Origin of the sequence: Serratia sp. CY52157, from assembly GCF_052168495.1 — a bacterium.
In the GTDB taxonomy this organism is placed as follows: domain Bacteria; phylum Pseudomonadota; class Gammaproteobacteria; order Enterobacterales; family Enterobacteriaceae; genus Serratia; species Serratia ureilytica.
In genome coordinates this window covers 1-16456 of record NZ_JBJNMO010000004.1, presented here as the reverse complement: position 1 = coordinate 16456, position 16456 = coordinate 1, and the positions used below count along the sequence as shown (strand labels likewise).

At 63.3% G+C, this 16456-nt stretch carries 16 protein-coding genes and 1 pseudogene; 15 read left to right on the top strand and 2 right to left on the bottom strand.

Annotated elements, in window-relative coordinates; translation table 11 throughout:
• Nucleotides 1-122: 122 nt before the first annotated feature.
• A complete protein-coding gene (locus ACJ8IP_RS16670) occupies nucleotides 123-1364 on the bottom strand; it encodes an MFS transporter (RefSeq protein WP_164106399.1) in 1242 nt (413 codons plus the stop codon).
• A gap of 397 nt (nucleotides 1365-1761) precedes the next feature.
• Between ACJ8IP_RS16670 and ACJ8IP_RS16665 the strand changes: the two genes are divergently transcribed.
• The 14 genes from ACJ8IP_RS16665 to ACJ8IP_RS16600 all read left to right on the top strand — a co-directional run bounded on the left by ACJ8IP_RS16665 (nucleotide 1762) and on the right by ACJ8IP_RS16600 (nucleotide 14732).
• A complete protein-coding gene (locus ACJ8IP_RS16665; protein WP_004937614.1) occupies nucleotides 1762-2079 on the top strand; it encodes a non-heme iron oxygenase ferredoxin subunit in 318 nt (105 codons plus the stop codon).
• 2 nt (nucleotides 2080-2081) lie between these two features.
• The gene (locus tag ACJ8IP_RS16660) at nucleotides 2082-2390 is read left to right on the top strand and encodes a recombinase-like helix-turn-helix domain-containing protein (protein ID WP_019456046.1); all 309 of its coding nucleotides are present in this window, start codon (nucleotides 2082-2084) and stop codon (nucleotides 2388-2390) included.
• A 20-nt stretch (nucleotides 2391-2410) separates the two neighbouring features.
• A complete protein-coding gene (locus tag ACJ8IP_RS16655; RefSeq protein WP_033652735.1) occupies nucleotides 2411-3454 on the top strand; it encodes an aromatic ring-hydroxylating oxygenase subunit alpha in 1044 nt (347 codons plus the stop codon).
• Nucleotides 3451-4206, top strand: coding sequence for an SDR family oxidoreductase (locus ACJ8IP_RS16650; protein WP_042785346.1), 756 nt, complete (start codon nucleotides 3451-3453; stop codon nucleotides 4204-4206). The genes ACJ8IP_RS16655 and ACJ8IP_RS16650 overlap by 4 nt, the downstream gene beginning before the upstream one ends.
• Nucleotides 4207-4243: 37 nt before the next feature.
• Nucleotides 4244-5038: an IclR family transcriptional regulator gene (locus ACJ8IP_RS16645; RefSeq protein ID WP_004937625.1), complete on the top strand. Its 795-nt coding sequence runs from the start codon at nucleotides 4244-4246 to the stop codon at nucleotides 5036-5038.
• A gap of 109 nt (nucleotides 5039-5147) precedes the next feature.
• Nucleotides 5148-6089: a VOC family protein gene (locus ACJ8IP_RS16640; protein WP_042785345.1), complete on the top strand. Its 942-nt coding sequence runs from the start codon at nucleotides 5148-5150 to the stop codon at nucleotides 6087-6089.
• Nucleotides 6086-7297, top strand: coding sequence for an NAD(P)/FAD-dependent oxidoreductase (locus tag ACJ8IP_RS16635; protein ID WP_089192234.1), 1212 nt, complete (start codon nucleotides 6086-6088; stop codon nucleotides 7295-7297). Before ACJ8IP_RS16640 ends, ACJ8IP_RS16635 begins: the two co-directional genes overlap by 4 nt.
• Before the next feature lie 23 nt (nucleotides 7298-7320).
• Nucleotides 7321-8577 carry an MFS transporter gene (locus ACJ8IP_RS16630; RefSeq protein WP_164106397.1) on the top strand — a complete coding sequence of 419 codons (1257 nt, stop codon included), beginning with the start codon at nucleotides 7321-7323 and terminating at the stop codon, nucleotides 8575-8577.
• Nucleotides 8578-8609: 32 nt separating this feature from the next.
• Nucleotides 8610-9134, top strand: a complete 525-nt coding sequence (locus tag ACJ8IP_RS16625; RefSeq protein WP_004937634.1) for a cupin domain-containing protein — start codon at nucleotides 8610-8612, stop codon at nucleotides 9132-9134.
• A complete protein-coding gene (locus ACJ8IP_RS16620) occupies nucleotides 9134-9952 on the top strand; it encodes an alpha/beta fold hydrolase (RefSeq protein WP_442524458.1) in 819 nt (272 codons plus the stop codon). Before ACJ8IP_RS16625 ends, ACJ8IP_RS16620 begins: the two co-directional genes overlap by 1 nt.
• On the top strand, nucleotides 9949-10743 hold the full coding sequence (locus tag ACJ8IP_RS16615; RefSeq protein ID WP_033644722.1) for an SDR family oxidoreductase: 795 nt from the start codon (nucleotides 9949-9951) through the stop codon (nucleotides 10741-10743). Before ACJ8IP_RS16620 ends, ACJ8IP_RS16615 begins: the two co-directional genes overlap by 4 nt.
• Before the next feature lie 15 nt (nucleotides 10744-10758).
• Nucleotides 10759-11553 (top strand): aspartate dehydrogenase, encoded by a 795-nt coding sequence (locus ACJ8IP_RS16610; RefSeq protein ID WP_164106395.1) that lies wholly within the window; start codon nucleotides 10759-10761, stop codon nucleotides 11551-11553.
• 16 nt (nucleotides 11554-11569) lie between these two features.
• A complete protein-coding gene (locus ACJ8IP_RS16605; protein WP_016930041.1) occupies nucleotides 11570-13039 on the top strand; it encodes an aldehyde dehydrogenase in 1470 nt (489 codons plus the stop codon).
• Nucleotides 13040-13091: 52 nt separating this feature from the next.
• On the top strand, nucleotides 13092-14732 hold the full coding sequence (locus tag ACJ8IP_RS16600) for a thiamine pyrophosphate-binding protein (protein WP_197850122.1): 1641 nt from the start codon (nucleotides 13092-13094) through the stop codon (nucleotides 14730-14732).
• Between the two features lie 41 nt (nucleotides 14733-14773).
• Here the strand turns inward: ACJ8IP_RS16600 and ACJ8IP_RS16595 are convergent, their stop codons facing one another.
• Nucleotides 14774-15526, bottom strand: a complete 753-nt coding sequence (locus ACJ8IP_RS16595; RefSeq protein WP_004937650.1) for a M48 family metallopeptidase — start codon at nucleotides 15524-15526, stop codon at nucleotides 14774-14776.
• A gap of 238 nt (nucleotides 15527-15764) precedes the next feature.
• Here ACJ8IP_RS16595 and ACJ8IP_RS16590 point away from each other — a divergent pair.
• A pseudogene (locus tag ACJ8IP_RS16590) lies at nucleotides 15765-16456 on the top strand (transketolase); the annotation flags it as partial.

Sequence of the window (16456 nt, the reverse complement as noted above, 5' to 3'; positions counted from 1 at the left end):
TCCGAACGGTAAGGCAACCCGGCGACGGGGGATGTCCCCCGTCTGCTGGTTGTTGGCGTCCAGATCCATGAGCACCCTCTCAAGGCCATTGGCTTTCTCTGCCGCAACGGTGCGGGAACAGGCTATGCCCGCTTCACCTGGCGCGCCAGCAACATGCGGCCAAACAGCGCGCCGCCCGCCAGCAGCGTCAGCAGCTGTGAGGCAATCAGCACCGCAAAGCCCGAGGACACCTTGCCCTGGCTGGCCATTACCATGCCCATCGCCATCGGCACAAACGCCGAGAACAGATTGCCGATGCCGTTGATCAGCCCATAGGCGCTGCCGACCGCCTCCGGCCGCGCATAATGCTGGAGCAGCGTGGGGATCGCCGCGCCCTGCGCGCCCCAACAGGCGTTGGCCGCCAGCAGGAAGAACGCGATCCAGCCAAGCTGATGGCTGTTCATTACGCCATAGATGCACAGCGCGGTCGCCGCGCCGCCAAAGACGAAGATCAGCGGTGCCTGATAGGGGCGGATACGATCGAGCAGCACGCCGCCGAGGTATTTTGAGGCGATGCTGACGATGAAAGGCAGTGCGGCCATCCACCCCATCTGCTTGATGGAGAATCCTTTTTCATCGGTCAGGTAGGCCGGCAGCCAGGCGCTGGACCCCCAAAGATAGCTGAGCGTGGCGATCTCGATCAGCAGGATCCAACCGAGCATCGGCGTGCACCAGGCCAGCGCGAAGGTGTGCCAGACGCGGCTCAACACCGGCTGAGGATCGGCGGGGCGTGAAGATGAGGGTAAGGCGAGCGGATGAACGAACAGCCGCACCAGCGCCAGGCCCAACAGCAGGTTGAGCAGCGCCAACAGGTGAAACGACATCGCCCACCCGAAGTGCGCCATCAGAAAACTCACCAGCGGAAAGCCGATCACCAGCCCCAACGAGACGCCCAGCGCGCTGACCGCGTTGGGTTTGCCGCGCTCGTCGGCGGCGAAATGATCGCTGATGTACATGGTCTTGAGCGAGAACAGCGGTCCTTCGCTGACGCCAAGCAGCGCGCGCACCGCGCACAGCAACAGCAGCGATCCCGCCAGCGGCGACGCGGCGGTGAGCAGCGCCCACAGCACGACGCTCAGCGTCAGCGCGCGGCGGTAACCCATCAGCGTTTCCAGAAACGGCGTCAGCAACATGGCGGACAGGCCGTAACCGAGTAAAAACGCCGTCATCAGCGTGCCCTGATGGGCGCGGTCACCGCCGAGTTGAAAGTGTTGCAGGAAGTCGGGATTGACCAACATCACGGCGATATTAACCCGATCCGCATAGGCGATAACGATCAGAAACAACAGGGCGATCACCCCAAACCAGCGTTGACGTTGTTGCACGGCGCGTTCCTCAGTGCGAGCGGTTGACGAATTCAGGCAGCAGTAAACTCACCTGCGGATGCCATTACGTGCAAACGCGGGGATGAGGCCGATTAATGTAAATTTATTGTTATAAAATTAGGTGTAAAAGACAGCGAGAGAACTCTTTTACGCGCAATGCGCCGCCAGGATCAACGCAATTTTTGCCATAAATTAGCTGAAGAGCGCACAACTGACATAGGTTTTTCATATCGGTGCATTATTTCGTGATCCTTCCCGCATTTGTCATTTTTAAACAACCTTTCATTAACATTTGCCGCGCCGCTCGCTTGACGAAAGTTTCGCCAGACTTATAGTGACTGTATTAAATAAGAAACTGAGTTTCATATATGAAACAATCAGATAGAGGATAAAAGCAATGAGCTGGAAGAATGTGTGCGAAGTGTCTCAGGTGAAAGAAGATTTTCCTTTCTCCGGCAAAGTGGAAGGCAAAGAGATCGGGGTTTACCTGCTCGACGGTAACTACTATGCGCTGGAAGACGTCTGTCCGCATGCTTACGCCTTGCTCAGCCAGGGGTTTGTTGACGACGGCAAGGTTGAGTGCCCACTGCACGAAGCGCTGTTTGACGTGCGTACCGGCCAGTGCCTGCGCGAGCCGGGCGGCCGCGATCTGCAAACCTATCCCACCCGGGTGGTCGACAACCAAATCCAGATCACCTTTATCGCGGAGGAGTAATCATGCAGCACATCACCGATTTCAATCCCTGGCTGCCGGACACCCAACAGGTGACGCCAGCCCGCGAAGGCGGCAACGGTCAAATCCATCAGCCGGGCCAGTTCCGCAACGTTGTGTGGCAAAACCGCGCCCGGGTGCCGGACGGTTTCGAAACCGCGTTGGTGGCGGCGCTGGAAACGATTTTCGATCAGGGCGCGGAAGAGCTGGAACAGATCGTCAGCGCGTTGAATCAGCGCCGCCTGTTCGATCGCAGCGGCCAGCCGTGGAATGAGGCGACGTTCCGCGAATTCCTTCACGTTAACGGTTTCTGATCGACACCCGGGAGAAGACAATGACAGCAAACACAACATCCTCCGAACAGAGCTTGCAGGACTATCTTGACCAGGGGCTGCGCGGCATGTGGTATCCGGTGCTGGCCAGTTGGGAAGTGGGCAACAATCCGGTCGGCATCACCCGCCTTGAGCAACAAATCGTGGTGTGGCGCGACGGTGAAGGCCAGATCCACGCGTTGGAAGATCGCTGCCCGCACCGCGGCGCGCGGCTTTCCATGGGGTGGAACCTCGGCGATCGCATCGCCTGCTGGTATCACGGGGTGGAAGTCGGCGGCGACGGGACGGTGAAAGACGTGCCGGCGGTGGATCGCTGCCCGCTGGTGGGGCAAAAATGCCTGCGCGCTTACCCGGCCAAAGAAGCCTACGGCGCGGTGTTCCTCTATTTTGGCGTGACGGCGGATGAAGCGCCGGCGGAGCTGACTTTCCCGCAAGAGCTGGCGGACGAAGCGTCGTACAGCCACTTCTTGTGTACCGCCAGTTGGAACTGCAACTACCAATACGCCCTGGAAAACGTGATGGATCCGATGCACGGCACCTACCTGCACTCTTCCTCGCACTCGATGGCGGAAGGGGATCGCAAGGCGGACATGGGGCTGGAGCCGACCGACAGCGGGTTTATCTTCAAGAAAAACGGCCAGATCGGCGTCAACTTCGACTGGGTGGAGTTCGGCAACAGCGGCGCGTATTGGATGCGTCTGTCGATCCCGTACAAAAAACGTTTCGGGCCGGGCGGCCACTTCTGGATCATCGGCATGGTGGTGCCGGAAGACAAGGATCACTGCCGGGTATTCTTCTGGCGCATCCGTAAGGTCAAAGACTGGCAGCGCGACATGTGGCGCTTCATGTATCGCAATCGCCTGGAATCATTGCATTGGGACGTCCTCGAGCAGGATCGCATCGTGCTTGAAAACATGGCGCCTAACGCCCGTGGCCGCGAATACCTGTACCAGCACGACGTCGGTCTGTCGCGCCTGCGCCGCCTGATGCAGAAAGAGGCGCAGAAACAGCTGGCGACGCTGCGCGAGCGGGAGGCGGCGCAGTGAACGGCCTGCTGAACGGCAAGCGCATCGTGGTCACCGGCGCGGCGCGCGGTCTGGGCTACAGCTTCGCCGCCGCCATTGCCGCTGCCGGCGCGCAGGTGGTGATGTGCGACATTTTGGCGGATGAGCTGACGGTGAGCGGCGCCGCGCTGCGTGAGCAGGGCGCTCAGGTGGAAACGCAAATCATCGATCTGGCCTCACCGGATTCGATCCGTTCGGCGTTCGAGAAGATCGCCACAGGCGGCGGGATCGACGGGCTGGTGAACAACGCGGCGCTGGCGACCGGCGTCGGCGGTAAAACCATGATGGAATACGACATCGATCTGTGGGATCGGGTAATGCAGGTCAACGTGCGCGGCACCTGGTTGGTGAGCCAGGCGGCAGTGCCGCTGCTGGCGCGCAACCCGCACGCCAAGATCGTCAACGTGGCGTCGGACACCGCGCTGTGGGGCGCGCCGCGCCTGATGGCCTATGTCGCCAGCAAAGGCGCGGTGATCGCGATGACGAGATCGATGGCGCGCGAGCTGGGCCCGCAGGGCATCTGCGTCAACGCTATTGCGCCGGGCCTGACGCGGGTGGAAGCCACCGAGTATGTGCCCGCCGAGCGCCATCAGCTGTATGAACAGGGGCGCGCGCTGGCCGGGGCGCAGCATCCGGACGATGTGAACGGCACGGTGCTTTATCTGCTGTCGCCGTTGGCGGATTTCGTCACCGGCCAACTGCTGCCGGTCAACGGCGGCTTCGTATTCAACTGACGGCCCGCAGGGCAGGCGCACAGCGCAGGAGCGAGAGATGGCGGACGAGCAAGCATGTAAGTATCTGATCCCGGGACTGGATCGCGGATTGCAGTTGCTGCTGGCGTTTGGCGAGCAGCATAAGGAAATGACCTTTGCCGAGTTGCATCGCCTGGTCGATATGCCGAAGGCCACCGCCTACCGCGTGGTGCAGACGCTCGAGCACCTGGGCTTTCTGGAGCGCAATCCGCGCACCAATACCTTCGCGCTGGGCATCAAGGTGCTGCGTCTCGGTTTTGAATACATCGCGTCGCTGGACGTCGCGCAGGCCGGCCAGCCGGTGATCGAACAGCTGCGCGATCGCAGCCAGTGCAGCAGTCATCTGGCGATCCGCGACGGGCGCGACGTGATCTATATCGCCCGCGTCAGCGCCGCCGGTTCTCAGATCAATCAGGTCAGCGTCGGCACCCGTTTGCCGGTGCACCAAACCTCGCTCGGCCGCATGTTGTTGACCAGCGCCACCCGCAGCGAGTTCGAACAACTCTATCCGGACGCGCAGCTGCCGGGCAACGCGCCGGGCACCCCGGCGGATCGCGAAACGCTGTGGCAGATGGTGCAGCAAGACAAGGCGCGCGGCTATGTAATCGGCGAATCGTTCTTCCGCCACGGCATCTCCTCGATCGTCTACCCGATCTTCAACCGTGAGCAGCGGGTCGAGGCGGTGGTCAGCATCATGGTGCCGTCCGATGAGATCCCGAAAGCGGATCGCGAGCGGCTGCGCATGGAAGTGCGCGATGCGGCGGAGAAAATTTCCGGCTTCCTCGGCGCGCCGCCGCAGGCCAACGTCGGCTAACCGACAGGACCGACTCTTTCACTCAGGCAGGGATAAGGCCCACAGCAAACAGGGGCCGGGGTTCAGTCATGCCTGAAAACCGTATACAGCGAGAACGTGAGGCTGAGCAATGAGCGTAATCGGAATCGAAAAACTGGAGTTTGGCGTCGAAGATCTGCCAACCTGCGAAAAATTCATGCATGACTTTGGCCTGCAGCCCGCCACGCAACATTGGGGCGAACCGCAGCGCGAATTCACTACCCTGAGCGGGGCGCGGGTCGTTCTGCACCCGTTGCAAAGCGCGGCGCTGCCTGCGGCGTTTGAAGGCGGTTCCACCCTGCGCCGCATGACCTGGGGCGTGGCATCGCCCGCGGATCTGGCGCGTCTGCAGCCGCGTTTGGCGTTGATGTCCGGCTTTCGTCAGGTGGGGGAAGAGCTGGAATGCCGCGATCCCAACGGCATGACGCTGCGCTTCGTCGTCAGCCGCCAGCAGGCGGTCGAAGTGCCGGTCACGCCGATCAACCAATGGGGCGACGTGCGCCGCATCGATCAACCCAGCCCGGTCTACTCGCAGGCGCAGCCGATCAATATCGGCCACGTGGTGTTCTTCGTTGACGATCTGGCGGCGACCGAGCGTTTCTACCGCGAGCTGTTGGATTTCCAGGTTTCCGATCGCTATATCGATCGCGCCGTCTTCCTGCGCACCCAGGCGCGCGGTGGTCACCATAATCTGTTCCTGCTGAAGCTGCCCAACCGCCCACGCGGCCTGAACCATGTGGCGTTCACCGTGCGCGATATCCATGAAGTGATCGGCGGCGGCATCGCCATGAACAAAGAGCAGTGGAGCACCTTCATCGGCCCTGGCCGCCACCCGATTTCCTCGGCGTATTTCTGGTACGTCAACAGCCCGACCGGCGGCGCGTTCGAGTACTACACCAACGACGATTATCTGACGGAAAACTGGCAGCCGCGCGAGCTGGAACATTCGCTGGTCTCCTTCACCGAATGGGCGGTAGAAGGCGGCATCGATCACGATACGCGCCGCCAGCATAAAAAGGCGCAAGCGTTATGAACCGGCCGGAACAGGCGGGCATTGTCATCGTCGGCGGCGGCCAGGCCGGCGGTTGGGCGGCCAAGACGCTGCGTGACCGGGGTTACAGCGGCCGGCTGACGGTGATAAGCGACGAACCCTACGATTTTTACGAGCGGCCGCCGCTGTCGAAAGCGGCGCTGCTGGATGCCGCGGCTCCCCTGAGCCGGCTGTTCAGCGAACAGGCGGTGGCGGAGCTGAACATCGACTGGCGTCGCCCGCTGCGCGCCGAGTCTATCGACGCCGAACAGCAAATCGTCACGCTCAGCGACGGGCGACGGCTGCAGTTCGAGCAGTTGCTGATCGCCACCGGCGGGCGGCCGCGTTTGCCGGGCGCCGCCTGGGCGCAGCACCCGCGCGTGATGACGCTGCGTTCCTGGGATGATGCGGCCCGGTTGCGGCAGGGGCTGCTGGGCTGCCGTCGCCTGGCGATCGTCGGCGGCGGTTGGATCGGGCTGGAGATCGCCGCTTCTGCGCGCCGTCTCGGCGTCGAGGTGACGGTGTTTGAGCGCCAGCCTGCGCTGTGCATGCGCAGCGTCGGCGCCGATGTCTCGCAGGCGTTGCTCGAACTGCATCGCCGGCAGGGCGTGACGGTGTTGTGCGGCTGCGGCGAGATCTCGCTGGAAGATCGCGACGGCGCCGCCTGGATCGGCAGCGAAGTCAGCGATCCGCAGGCCTTCGATCTGGTGGTGGTGGGGATCGGCGTCGAGCTGAATCTCGAACTGGCGCGCAGCGCCGGGCTGGCTATCGAGTCCGGCATTGTGGTCGACGGCCAGGGGCGCACCAGCCATCCGGCGATCTTCGCTGCCGGCGATGTGGCGCGCCACCCGACGCTCGGCCTGTGCCTGCAGTCCTGGGCCTACGCGCAAAATCAGGCCATCAGCACCGCCTGCGCGATGCTCGACGCCTTCGCCGCTCCGTATGACGACGTGGCCTGGCTGTGGTCGGATCAATACGACGTCAATATCCAGATCCTCGGCGTGCCGAGTGGCGGCGTGCACCATGTGGTGCGCCGCACGCCGCAGTCGCAGGTATTCTTCACGCTGAACGCCGATCGGCAGCTGGTGCAGATGGTGGCGTTCAACGACGCGCGCACCATCAAGCTCGGCAAGCGCTGGCTGGCGAGCGGCCGGGTGCTGGATCCGCAGCAGCTGGCGGATGCGGAGTTTTCTTTGATGGCGTTGAAATAACGCCCGAACCTCGGGAGCGTTTTATGACTACGCAAGACATTGACGCCCGCGCTGGACGGGCGGGGGAAACCGTTGCCGAAAATCCGCAGCAGCGGGTGCGCTGGTCGGTGCCGATCGCGCTGTTCGCCTGCGTGCTGCTGGCGTTTTTCGACAAGATCAGCATCGCGGCGCTGTTTTCCGACGCCGAGTTTCAGCAGGCGCTGGGCATCGGTTTTGACCCGGCGCGGCTGGGGTTGCTGATGAGCGCGTTTCTGTTCTCCTACGGCATCTCCTCGATGCTGCTCAGCGGCATCGGCGATCGGCTTAATCCGGTCAAAGTATTGATTGGCATGATGGTGGTATGGGGCGTGCTGATGGTGTTGATGGGGCTGGTGCGCTCCTATCACGCCATGATGACGCTGCGCATTCTGCTCGGCATCGCCGAAGGGCCGCTACTGCCGATGGCCTACGCCATTATTCGTCAGGCCTTCCCGCCGCAGCTGCAGGCGCGCGCCACCATGCTGTGGCTGCTCGGCACGCCGCTCGGGGCCGCGCTCGGCTTCCCGGTCACCCTGTACATCCTCAATACCTTCGACTGGAAGGCCACCTTCTTCTTTATGGCGTTTCTGACGCTGCCGGTGATGTTGCTGGTGCTGTTCGGCATGCGCCACCTGAACGTGTCGCGTCCGGCGGCGGCGGCCAAGCCGGCGGTGTCCGAACGCCAACAGCATCGCCGCGAGCTGTTGCGCAGCCCGCATTTCTGGATGATTTGCCTGTTCAATATCGCCTTCCTGACCTACCTGTGGGGCATGAACGGCTGGTTGCCGAGCTATCTGATCAAGGGCAAAGGCATTCATCTGGAACATGCCGGTTACCTCTCTTCGCTGCCGTTCATCGCCATGCTGCTCGGTGAAGTGCTGGGCGCCTGGCTGTCGGACAAGCTGGATCGGCGCGCGCTGGCCTGCTTCCTGTCGCTGTGCGGCGCCGGCCTTGGCCTGGCGGTGGTGCTGCACCTGCAGGGCACTTACAGCGTGATCGCCGCCATGGCTTTCAGCACCTTTATGTGGGGCGCCGGCGCGCCGAATATTTTCGCGCTGTTGGCGAAGGCGACCAGCAGCAAGGTCAGCGCCACCGCCGGCGGCATTTTCAATGGACTGGGCAATTTTGCCGGCGCGCTGGCGCCGGTGCTGATGGGGGCGTTGATCGCCGCCACCGGCAATATGGATAACGGCCTGCTGTTCCTGGTGGTGATGGCGTTCGTCGGCTGCCTCATTCTGCTGCCGTTGCTGAGAAAGTACTGATTAATCAATCATTTCAACAGAGGAGTGACAACATGTCTCAGGTTGAGAACAAAGCCGGTGTCAAGCCGCAGGATCTGTCGATGGAAAACTGGGTGGAGTCGCGCATCGCCCGTTTCGAAGGCCGCAAATACGACTGGAACGCGCTGAAATTCCAGGCCGATTTCGACCCGAAATACCGCCGCGCGCAGATGCGCTACATCGGCACCGGCGCCACCGGCGTGGCCAGCGACGCCAACACCATTCCGGCGGGCAATTTCACCTTCTCCACCATGGTGTTGCCGTCGAAGTGCGAGGGCCCGTTGCACCTGCACGACGACGTGGAAGAAGTGTTCTTCATGCTGAAAGGCAGCATCACGCTGATGATTCAGGATGGGGAAGAGTATTACGAAACCAGGCTGAAAGAGCGCGATTTGATCTCGGTGCCGGCGGGCGTGTATCGCGGCCTGTTCAATCACGGCGAGGAAGAGGCGCTGATGTGCGTGATGCTCGGCACCGCTAAGCCGGAGATCCCGACTTATCCGGCGGACCACCCGCTGTCTAAAGTGAAGCGTAACTGATGAATGGTTTGGCGCAACGCCAACGGGCGCGCTGCGGGGCGTATACCCTGAGCTGGCGCGAGGCCGGGCAGGGGCGGCCGGTGGTGTTGCTGCACGGCATCAGTTCCGGATCCGCCTCGTGGATCAAGCAGTTTAACGACAGCGGCCTGACGGACGGCCATCGTCTGTTGGCGTGGGACGCGCCGGGCTACGGCGGCAGCCTGCCGTTGGCGGATCCGCAGGCTGACGCCGCCGGTTATGCAGCGGCGTTGGCGGCGCTGATTGATGAGCTGCAGCTGGCGCAGCCGCTGATCGTCGGCCATTCGCTGGGAGCGCTGATCGGCAGCGCCTACGCCGCCGGCTATCCGGACGGGCTATGTGGGCTGGTGTTGGCGGATCCGGCGCAGGGCTATGCCGCGGCGCCGGAGGAAAAACGCCGACAGGTGTACGGCCAGCGCCAACAGATGATGGAGACGCTGGGGCCGGTGGGCTACGGCGAGCAGCGGGCGGCGGCCTTGCTGCGCGAAGGTGCGGATCCGCAGGATATCGCCTGGGTGCGTAACGGCATGCAGCAGCTCGATCCCGACGGTTTTCTGAGTGCCGCCTGGATGCTGGCCAACGATGATATTGGCCGCTATCTGGCGCGCTATCGCGGCCCGCTGGAAGTGTGGTGCGGTGAACAGGATCGCATTACGCCGCCGGAGAAGGCGGCCGAGCTGGCGCGTGAGCAAGACGCGACGCTGCGTCTGATCGTCGCCGCCGGTCACGCCAGCTACCTCGATGCGCCGGCGTGTTTCAACCGCTATCTGCGGGACTTTACGGGAGCAATCCAACGATGAATTTTCAGCTTGAGGATCGGGTGGCGGTGGTGACCGGCGGCTCATCGGGCATCGGTTTCGAAACACTGAAGCTGCTGCTGGCCGAAGGGGCGAAGGTGGCGTTCTGCGGCCGCGATCCGGACAAACTGGCCGGCGCGGAGGCCAGCCTGCGCGCGGACTTCCCGCAGGCGGAGATCCTGGCGCTGCGCTGCGACGTGCTGGATGCGCAGCAGGTGGCGCAGTTCGCCGCTCAGGTGACGGCGCGTTTCGGCGGCGTGGATCTGCTGATCAACAACGCCGGTCAGGGCTTCGTCGCCCACTTTGACCAGACGCCGCGCGAAGCCTGGCTGCATGAGGCAGAGCTGAAGCTGTTCGGCGTGATCAACCCGGTGCAGGCGTTTTTACCGGCGCTGGAACGATCGGACATCGCGTCTATCACCTGCGTGAACTCGCTGCTGGCGCTGCAGCCGGAAGAACACATGATCGCCACCTCGGCGGCGCGCGCCGCGCTGCTCAATATGACGTTGACGCTGTCGAAAGAGCTGGTGGGCAAAGGCATTCGGGTTAACTCGATCTTGCTGGGGATGGTGGAGTCGGGCCAATGGCGCCGCCGTTTCGACGATCGCAGCGATAAAGATCAAAGCTGGGAGCAGTGGACGGCGGCGATCGCCGAACGCCGCGGCATCCCGATGAAGCGCCTCGGCAAGCCGCAGGAACCGGCGCAGGCGCTGCTGTTCCTCGCTTCGCCGCTGGCTTCCTTTACCACCGGCGCGGCGCTGGACGTTTCCGGCGGCTTTAACCGCCATGTGTAACAGGGGCCGAAAAAGATGAAGAAGATCATGATGATTGGCTATGGCGCGATGGCGAAGGAAGTGATCGCCCGTTTGCCTGAAGGCGTGGAGGTCGGCTGGATCCTGGCGCGCGCAGCTCATCATGCGGCGATCGATGAGGCTTTTGGCGGGCGGGTGCAGGCGCTGACCCATCCGGAGCAGTGTTCGCAGCGGCCGGATCTGGTGCTGGAGTGCGCCAGCCAGCAGGCGGTGGCGGAGTTTGGCGAAGCGGTGCTGCAACGCGGCTGGCCGCTGGCGCTGATCTCGACCGGCGCGCTGGCGGATGCCGCATTGCAACAGCGGTTGCAGCAGGCCTGCCGCCGCCATCACGGGCAGCTGATCGTGCTGTCCGGCGCGGTGGCGGGCATGGACGGGCTGGCGTCGGCGCGCGAAGGCGGGCTGGAAAGCGTGACCTATCAGGCCAGCAAGAGCCCGGCCAGCTGGCGCGGCAGCCCGGCGGAGCAGCTGATCGATCTCGATGCGGTGCGTGAAGCGCAGGTATTTTTTGAAGGGTCGGCGCGTGAAGCGGCGCGTTTATTCCCGGCCAACGCCAACGTGGCGGCCACCATTGCGCTCAACGGCCTGGGGATGGATGCCACTCGGGTGCGCCTGCAGGTCGATCCCGCCACCCGGTGCAATACCCATCGGCTGCAGGTGTGCGGCGACTTTGGCGAATTTCACATCGAGCTGAGCGGCACCCCGCTGGCGAGCAATCCCAAAACATCAACCCTGGCGGCGCTGAGCGCGGTACAAGCCTGCCGCCGTCTGGTGGACGGCGGTTTTATTGCCTGAACGGCAGGAGCGGAGCATGGAACGATTGAATATTTTTGTCGCCGGGCGCTGGCGTGAAGGGCGCGGCGAAGAGATGGCTTCGGTATTCCCGGCCGACGGCAGCGTCAACGCGCGGCTGCGCGCCGCTAACGTCGAGGATGTCAACGAGGCGGTTGAGGCGGCGGAAAAGGCCTGGCGCGCGCCGGAATGGCGTGGGCTGGTGCCGCACCAACGCGCCTCAATTCTCTACCGCGTGAGCAACCTGATCCTGGCGCAGCAGGAACAGCTGGCCGAGCTGCAGACCCGCGACAACGGTAAACCGCTGGCGGAGACTCGCGGGCTGGTGGCCAGCGCGGCGGCGACCGCGCGTTACTTCGCCGCCGCTTGCGAAGTGCTGGAGGGCGAGCTGCCGACCCCGCGCAGCGCCGAGGTAATGACGCTCAGTCAGTATCAACCGATGGGGGTGATCGCCGCCATCACGCCGTGGAACTCACCGATCGCCAGCGAAATGCAGAAGGTGGCGCCGGCGCTGGCGGCGGGCAACGCCGTGGTGCTCAAACCGGCCGAAGCCACGCCGCTGATGGCGCTGAAGCTGGCCGAGCTGTTCGAACAGGCGGGGCTCCCTGCCGGGCTGCTCAGCGTGCTGCCGGGCAAAGGTTCGGTGATTGGCGAGGCGTTGGCGCGCCATCCGCTGGTGAAAAAGATCGCCTTTACCGGCGGGACCGGCACCGGGCGCCATTTGGCGCACATCGCCGCCGACAAGCTGATCCCCACCTCGCTGGAGCTGGGCGGTAAATCGCCGACCATCGTGCTGGAGGACGCCGATCTGGAGCAGGCGGCGCGCGGCATCTGTTACGGCATTTTCAGCTCTGCCGGCCAGGCGTGCATCGCCGGTTCGCGGCTGTTCGTGCATCGTTCGCTGTATCAGCCGCTGCTGGCGCGCTTGACCGAACTGACGGCGGGGTTGCGCATCGGCAACCCGCTGGTGCCGGGCGTGCATCTCGGCCCGCTGATCAGCGCCAAACATCGGCAAAGCGTGGCGGACTACGTGGCGTTGGCGCGGCAGGAGGGCGGCCGGGTGAGCATCGGCGGTGAAGCGCCGGCCGATCCGCAACTGGCGAGCGGCAGCTATTACCTGCCGACCATTATCGAAGGTTTGAACAACGATGCCCGCGTGTGCCAGGAGGAGATCTTCGGCCCGGTGCTGGTGGCGCTGCCGTTCGACGACGAGCAACAGCTGATCGAACAGGCCAACGACTCGGTGTACGGCCTGGCGGCCGGCATCTGGAGCCGCGATTTCCCGCGGGCGATGGCGCTGGCGGAGCGGCTGGAAACCGGCACCGTCTGGATCAACACCTACAAAACGTTCTCGATTTCCACGCCGTTCGGCGGCTTCAAGGAAAGCGGACTGGGCCGCGAAAAGGGCCTGAACGGCATCAAGGCCTACATGCAGCAGAAAAGCGTGTATCTGGCGCTGAGCCATCAGGTGAACCGCTGGAGCGACTAGGCCGACACCTCTACGCATAACCCTAATAACGATTACCCTAAGAAGGCAGATGATGAGCGATAAAATCACGGTTGGCGAGGCGATAGCCCGGACTCTGGAACAGTACGCGGTGTCGGCGATGTACGGCATCATTTCGATTCATAATCTGCCGATCGCCGATGCGGTGGGGCAGCGCGATAAAATTCGCTTCGTGCCGGCGCGCGGCGAAGCGGGCGCGGTGACCATGGCCGACGCGCACGGGCGTTTCTCCGGCCTGGGCGTGGCGTTGACCAGCACCGGCGCCGGCGCGGGCAACGCGGTGGGGGCGATGATTGAAGCGCTTAACGCCAACACGCCGCTGTTGCATATCACCGGCCAGGTGGAAAAAGCCTATCTGGACGCCGACGCCGGTTTTATTCATGAAACCCGCGATCAGCTCGGCTTCCTGCGCGCCTGCTCCAAGCGCGCTTACCGGGTCAATTCGCCGGAGCAGGCGGTGGCGGTGATCCAACGAGCGATCCTGGATGCGCAAACCGTGCCCTGCGGTCCGGTGGCGGTCGAGATACCGATCGATATTCAAAGCAGCCTGGTGTCCCGCTCGGTGCTGGCCGAACCGTTGGCGCCGGCGCCGCTGCCGAAGGCGGACGCCGCAGCTGTGGAGCGGCTGCATCAGCGGCTGAAACAGGCCAAGCGCCCGCTGTTATGGTTGGGCGGCGGCGCGTTGGCCTGCGGCGATGCGGTGCGCAAGCTGGCGGACGCCGGCGTGGCGGTGATCTCCAGCACCCACGGGCGCGGCATTCTGCCGGACAGCCATCCGCGCAGCCTGCGGGCGTTCCACAACTCGCCGAGCATCGAGGCTATCCTGACGCAGTGCGACCTGACGCTGGTGGCCGGTTCGCGCCTGCGCAGTAATGAAACCCGCACCTGGACGCTGCCGCTACCGCGCCCGTTGGTGCAAATTGACATCGATCCGGCGGCGGCCAACCGCAACTACCTGGCCGATGAACAGATCAATGGCGACTGTGCGGCGCTGCTGACGGCGCTGGCGGCGCGGTTGACCCCTGGCGAGAAGGTGAGCGCCGAGTGGGATGCCGAGATCGCGGGAGCGGTGCAGCAGGCTGAGAGCGCGCTGCGCCAGCAGTCCGGCGAATACGCCAAACTCAATGACGCCATCGACGCCGCGCTGCCGCAGGACGGGCTGTTGGTACGCGATATCACCGTTTCCGGCAGCGTCTGGGGCAGCCGGCTGTTCCGGGCGATCTCGCCGCTGTGCAACATACACTCGCTGGCTGGCGCCATTGGAATGGGGTTGCCGATGGCGATCGGCACCGCGATCGCCAACCCGCAGCGCAAGGTGGTGGGGCTGGTGGGCGATGGCGGTTTGGCGCTGGGCCTTGGGGAACTGGCGACCATGGCGCAGGAACAGGTGAACATCACCCTGCTGATCATGAACGACGGCGGCTATGGCGTGATGCGCGGCATTCAGGACAAGTATTTCGCCGGGCGCCAGTATTACAACGAGCTGCATACGCCGGCCTTTACTCAAATAGCCGAAGCGATGGGGCTGAAAGCCTGGAAGGTCGAGGCGGCGGCGCAGTTCAACGGCGTGCTGGCCGAAGCGATCAACTACCCGGGGCCGTCGGTGGTCGAGGTGGACATGAAGCAGGTCGGGCCGCTGACCTTCGCCGGGCCGCCGCAGAAAACCCTGTATTGAGACGATAAAAAACGCCCGGCGGTTGCCGGGCGTTCTCGTTGTTACTTCTCTGCCGCGATGCGATCGCGAATGTGCTGCGCGCGCGCTTGGGAAGACGGGTGATCGTCGAACATGCTGCTCTGACGGCCGGCTTCCATTTGGGCCAGTTTTTCGAAGCTGGTGGCCAGGCCGTTCGGATCGATGCCGCGCTTTTTCAGCAGATCGAACGAGTAATCATCCGCTTCGCTTTCCTGCTTCTGCGAGAACTGGGCGCTGACCAGCTTCTCGCCGATGTCCGCCAGCTGCGACTGCGACAGCGAGCCGATAACGCCGCCGGCGGAGGACGCCGCGGTGCGCAGCGCCACGGTGCCGTAAGCCACCTGCATCGCTTTACGGGTGTGGCCCAGCGCCACGTGGCCCATTTCGTGGCCCAGCACGCCTTCCACTTCGTTGTCGTTCATGATGTCCATCAGGCCGCTGTAAACGCGGATACAGCCGTTGGCCATCGCCCAGGCGTTGACGTCTTTGGTCACGTAGACCTTGTAGTTGGCCGGGGTGCCGTTGATGTTGTCGCCCAGCGCCGCAGCGATTTTGTTGAGACGCTTGGCATAGGTGCTGTCGGCCGGCGCGATTTGTGCCTTGCTGTCCATCTCGGCGCAGGATTTATCACTCAGGGCCTTAACGTCGTTGTTGCTCAGGGTCGCCGCCTGGAACGCCTGCGCGCCGGACTGCATCAGGGTTTCGGTATTCAGGTTTTGACAGCCGGTTGCCAAGGTGGCAATGCCCAACGCAATCAAAGAGGTACGGATCTTCATAACGCCATCTTCCTGTGAAGGTAACAAGGTAAAAGAGTCATTTTGCTTTGAGGCTATCTTGCCGCAAGAGCCTAGTGTACGCCAGACGGGGCGAGAATAGTGTTATTCCGAAAAAGCGTCCAATCGTGCTAATAAGTGGTGAACTCGCTCTCATTTGGCATTAGGGATTGCCGTTGTGATGTGGAGTCTGAGAAAATAGGGAACTTGACTGCTTTTTTTATCCGACCTGGAGTAAAACATGTCCTCTCGTAAAGAGCTTGCCAACGCCATCCGCGCACTCAGCATGGACGCCGTACAAAAAGCAAATTCCGGCCACCCGGGGGCCCCTATGGGCATGGCGGACATCGCCGAAGTCCTGTGGCGTGACTACCTCAACCACAACCCGACTAACCCGCACTGGGCTGACCGCGACCGTTTCGTGCTCTCCAACGGCCACGGCTCCATGTTGATTTACAGCCTCCTGCACCTCACCGGCTACGACCTGCCGATGCGCGAGCTGGAAAACTTCCGTCAGCTCCATTCCAAAACCCCGGGCCACCCGGAGTATGGTTACACCCCGGGCGTTGAGACCACCACCGGCCCGCTGGGCCAGGGTATCGCCAACGCCGTCGGCTTCGCCATCGCCGAACGCACCCTGGCGGCGCAGTTCAACCGCCCTGGCCACGACATCGTCGATCACCACACCTACGCCTTCATGGGCGACGGCTGCATGATGGAAGGCATCTCGCACGAAGTCTGCTCCCTGGCCGGCACCCTCAAGCTCGGCAAGCTGACCGCCTTCTACGATGACAACGGCATCTCCATCGACGGCCACGTCGACGGCTGGTTCACCGACGACACCGCCCTGCGTTTCGAAGCCTACGGCTGGCACGTGGTGCGCAACGTCGACGGCCACAACCCGGACGCCATCAAGGCCGCGATTGAAGAAGC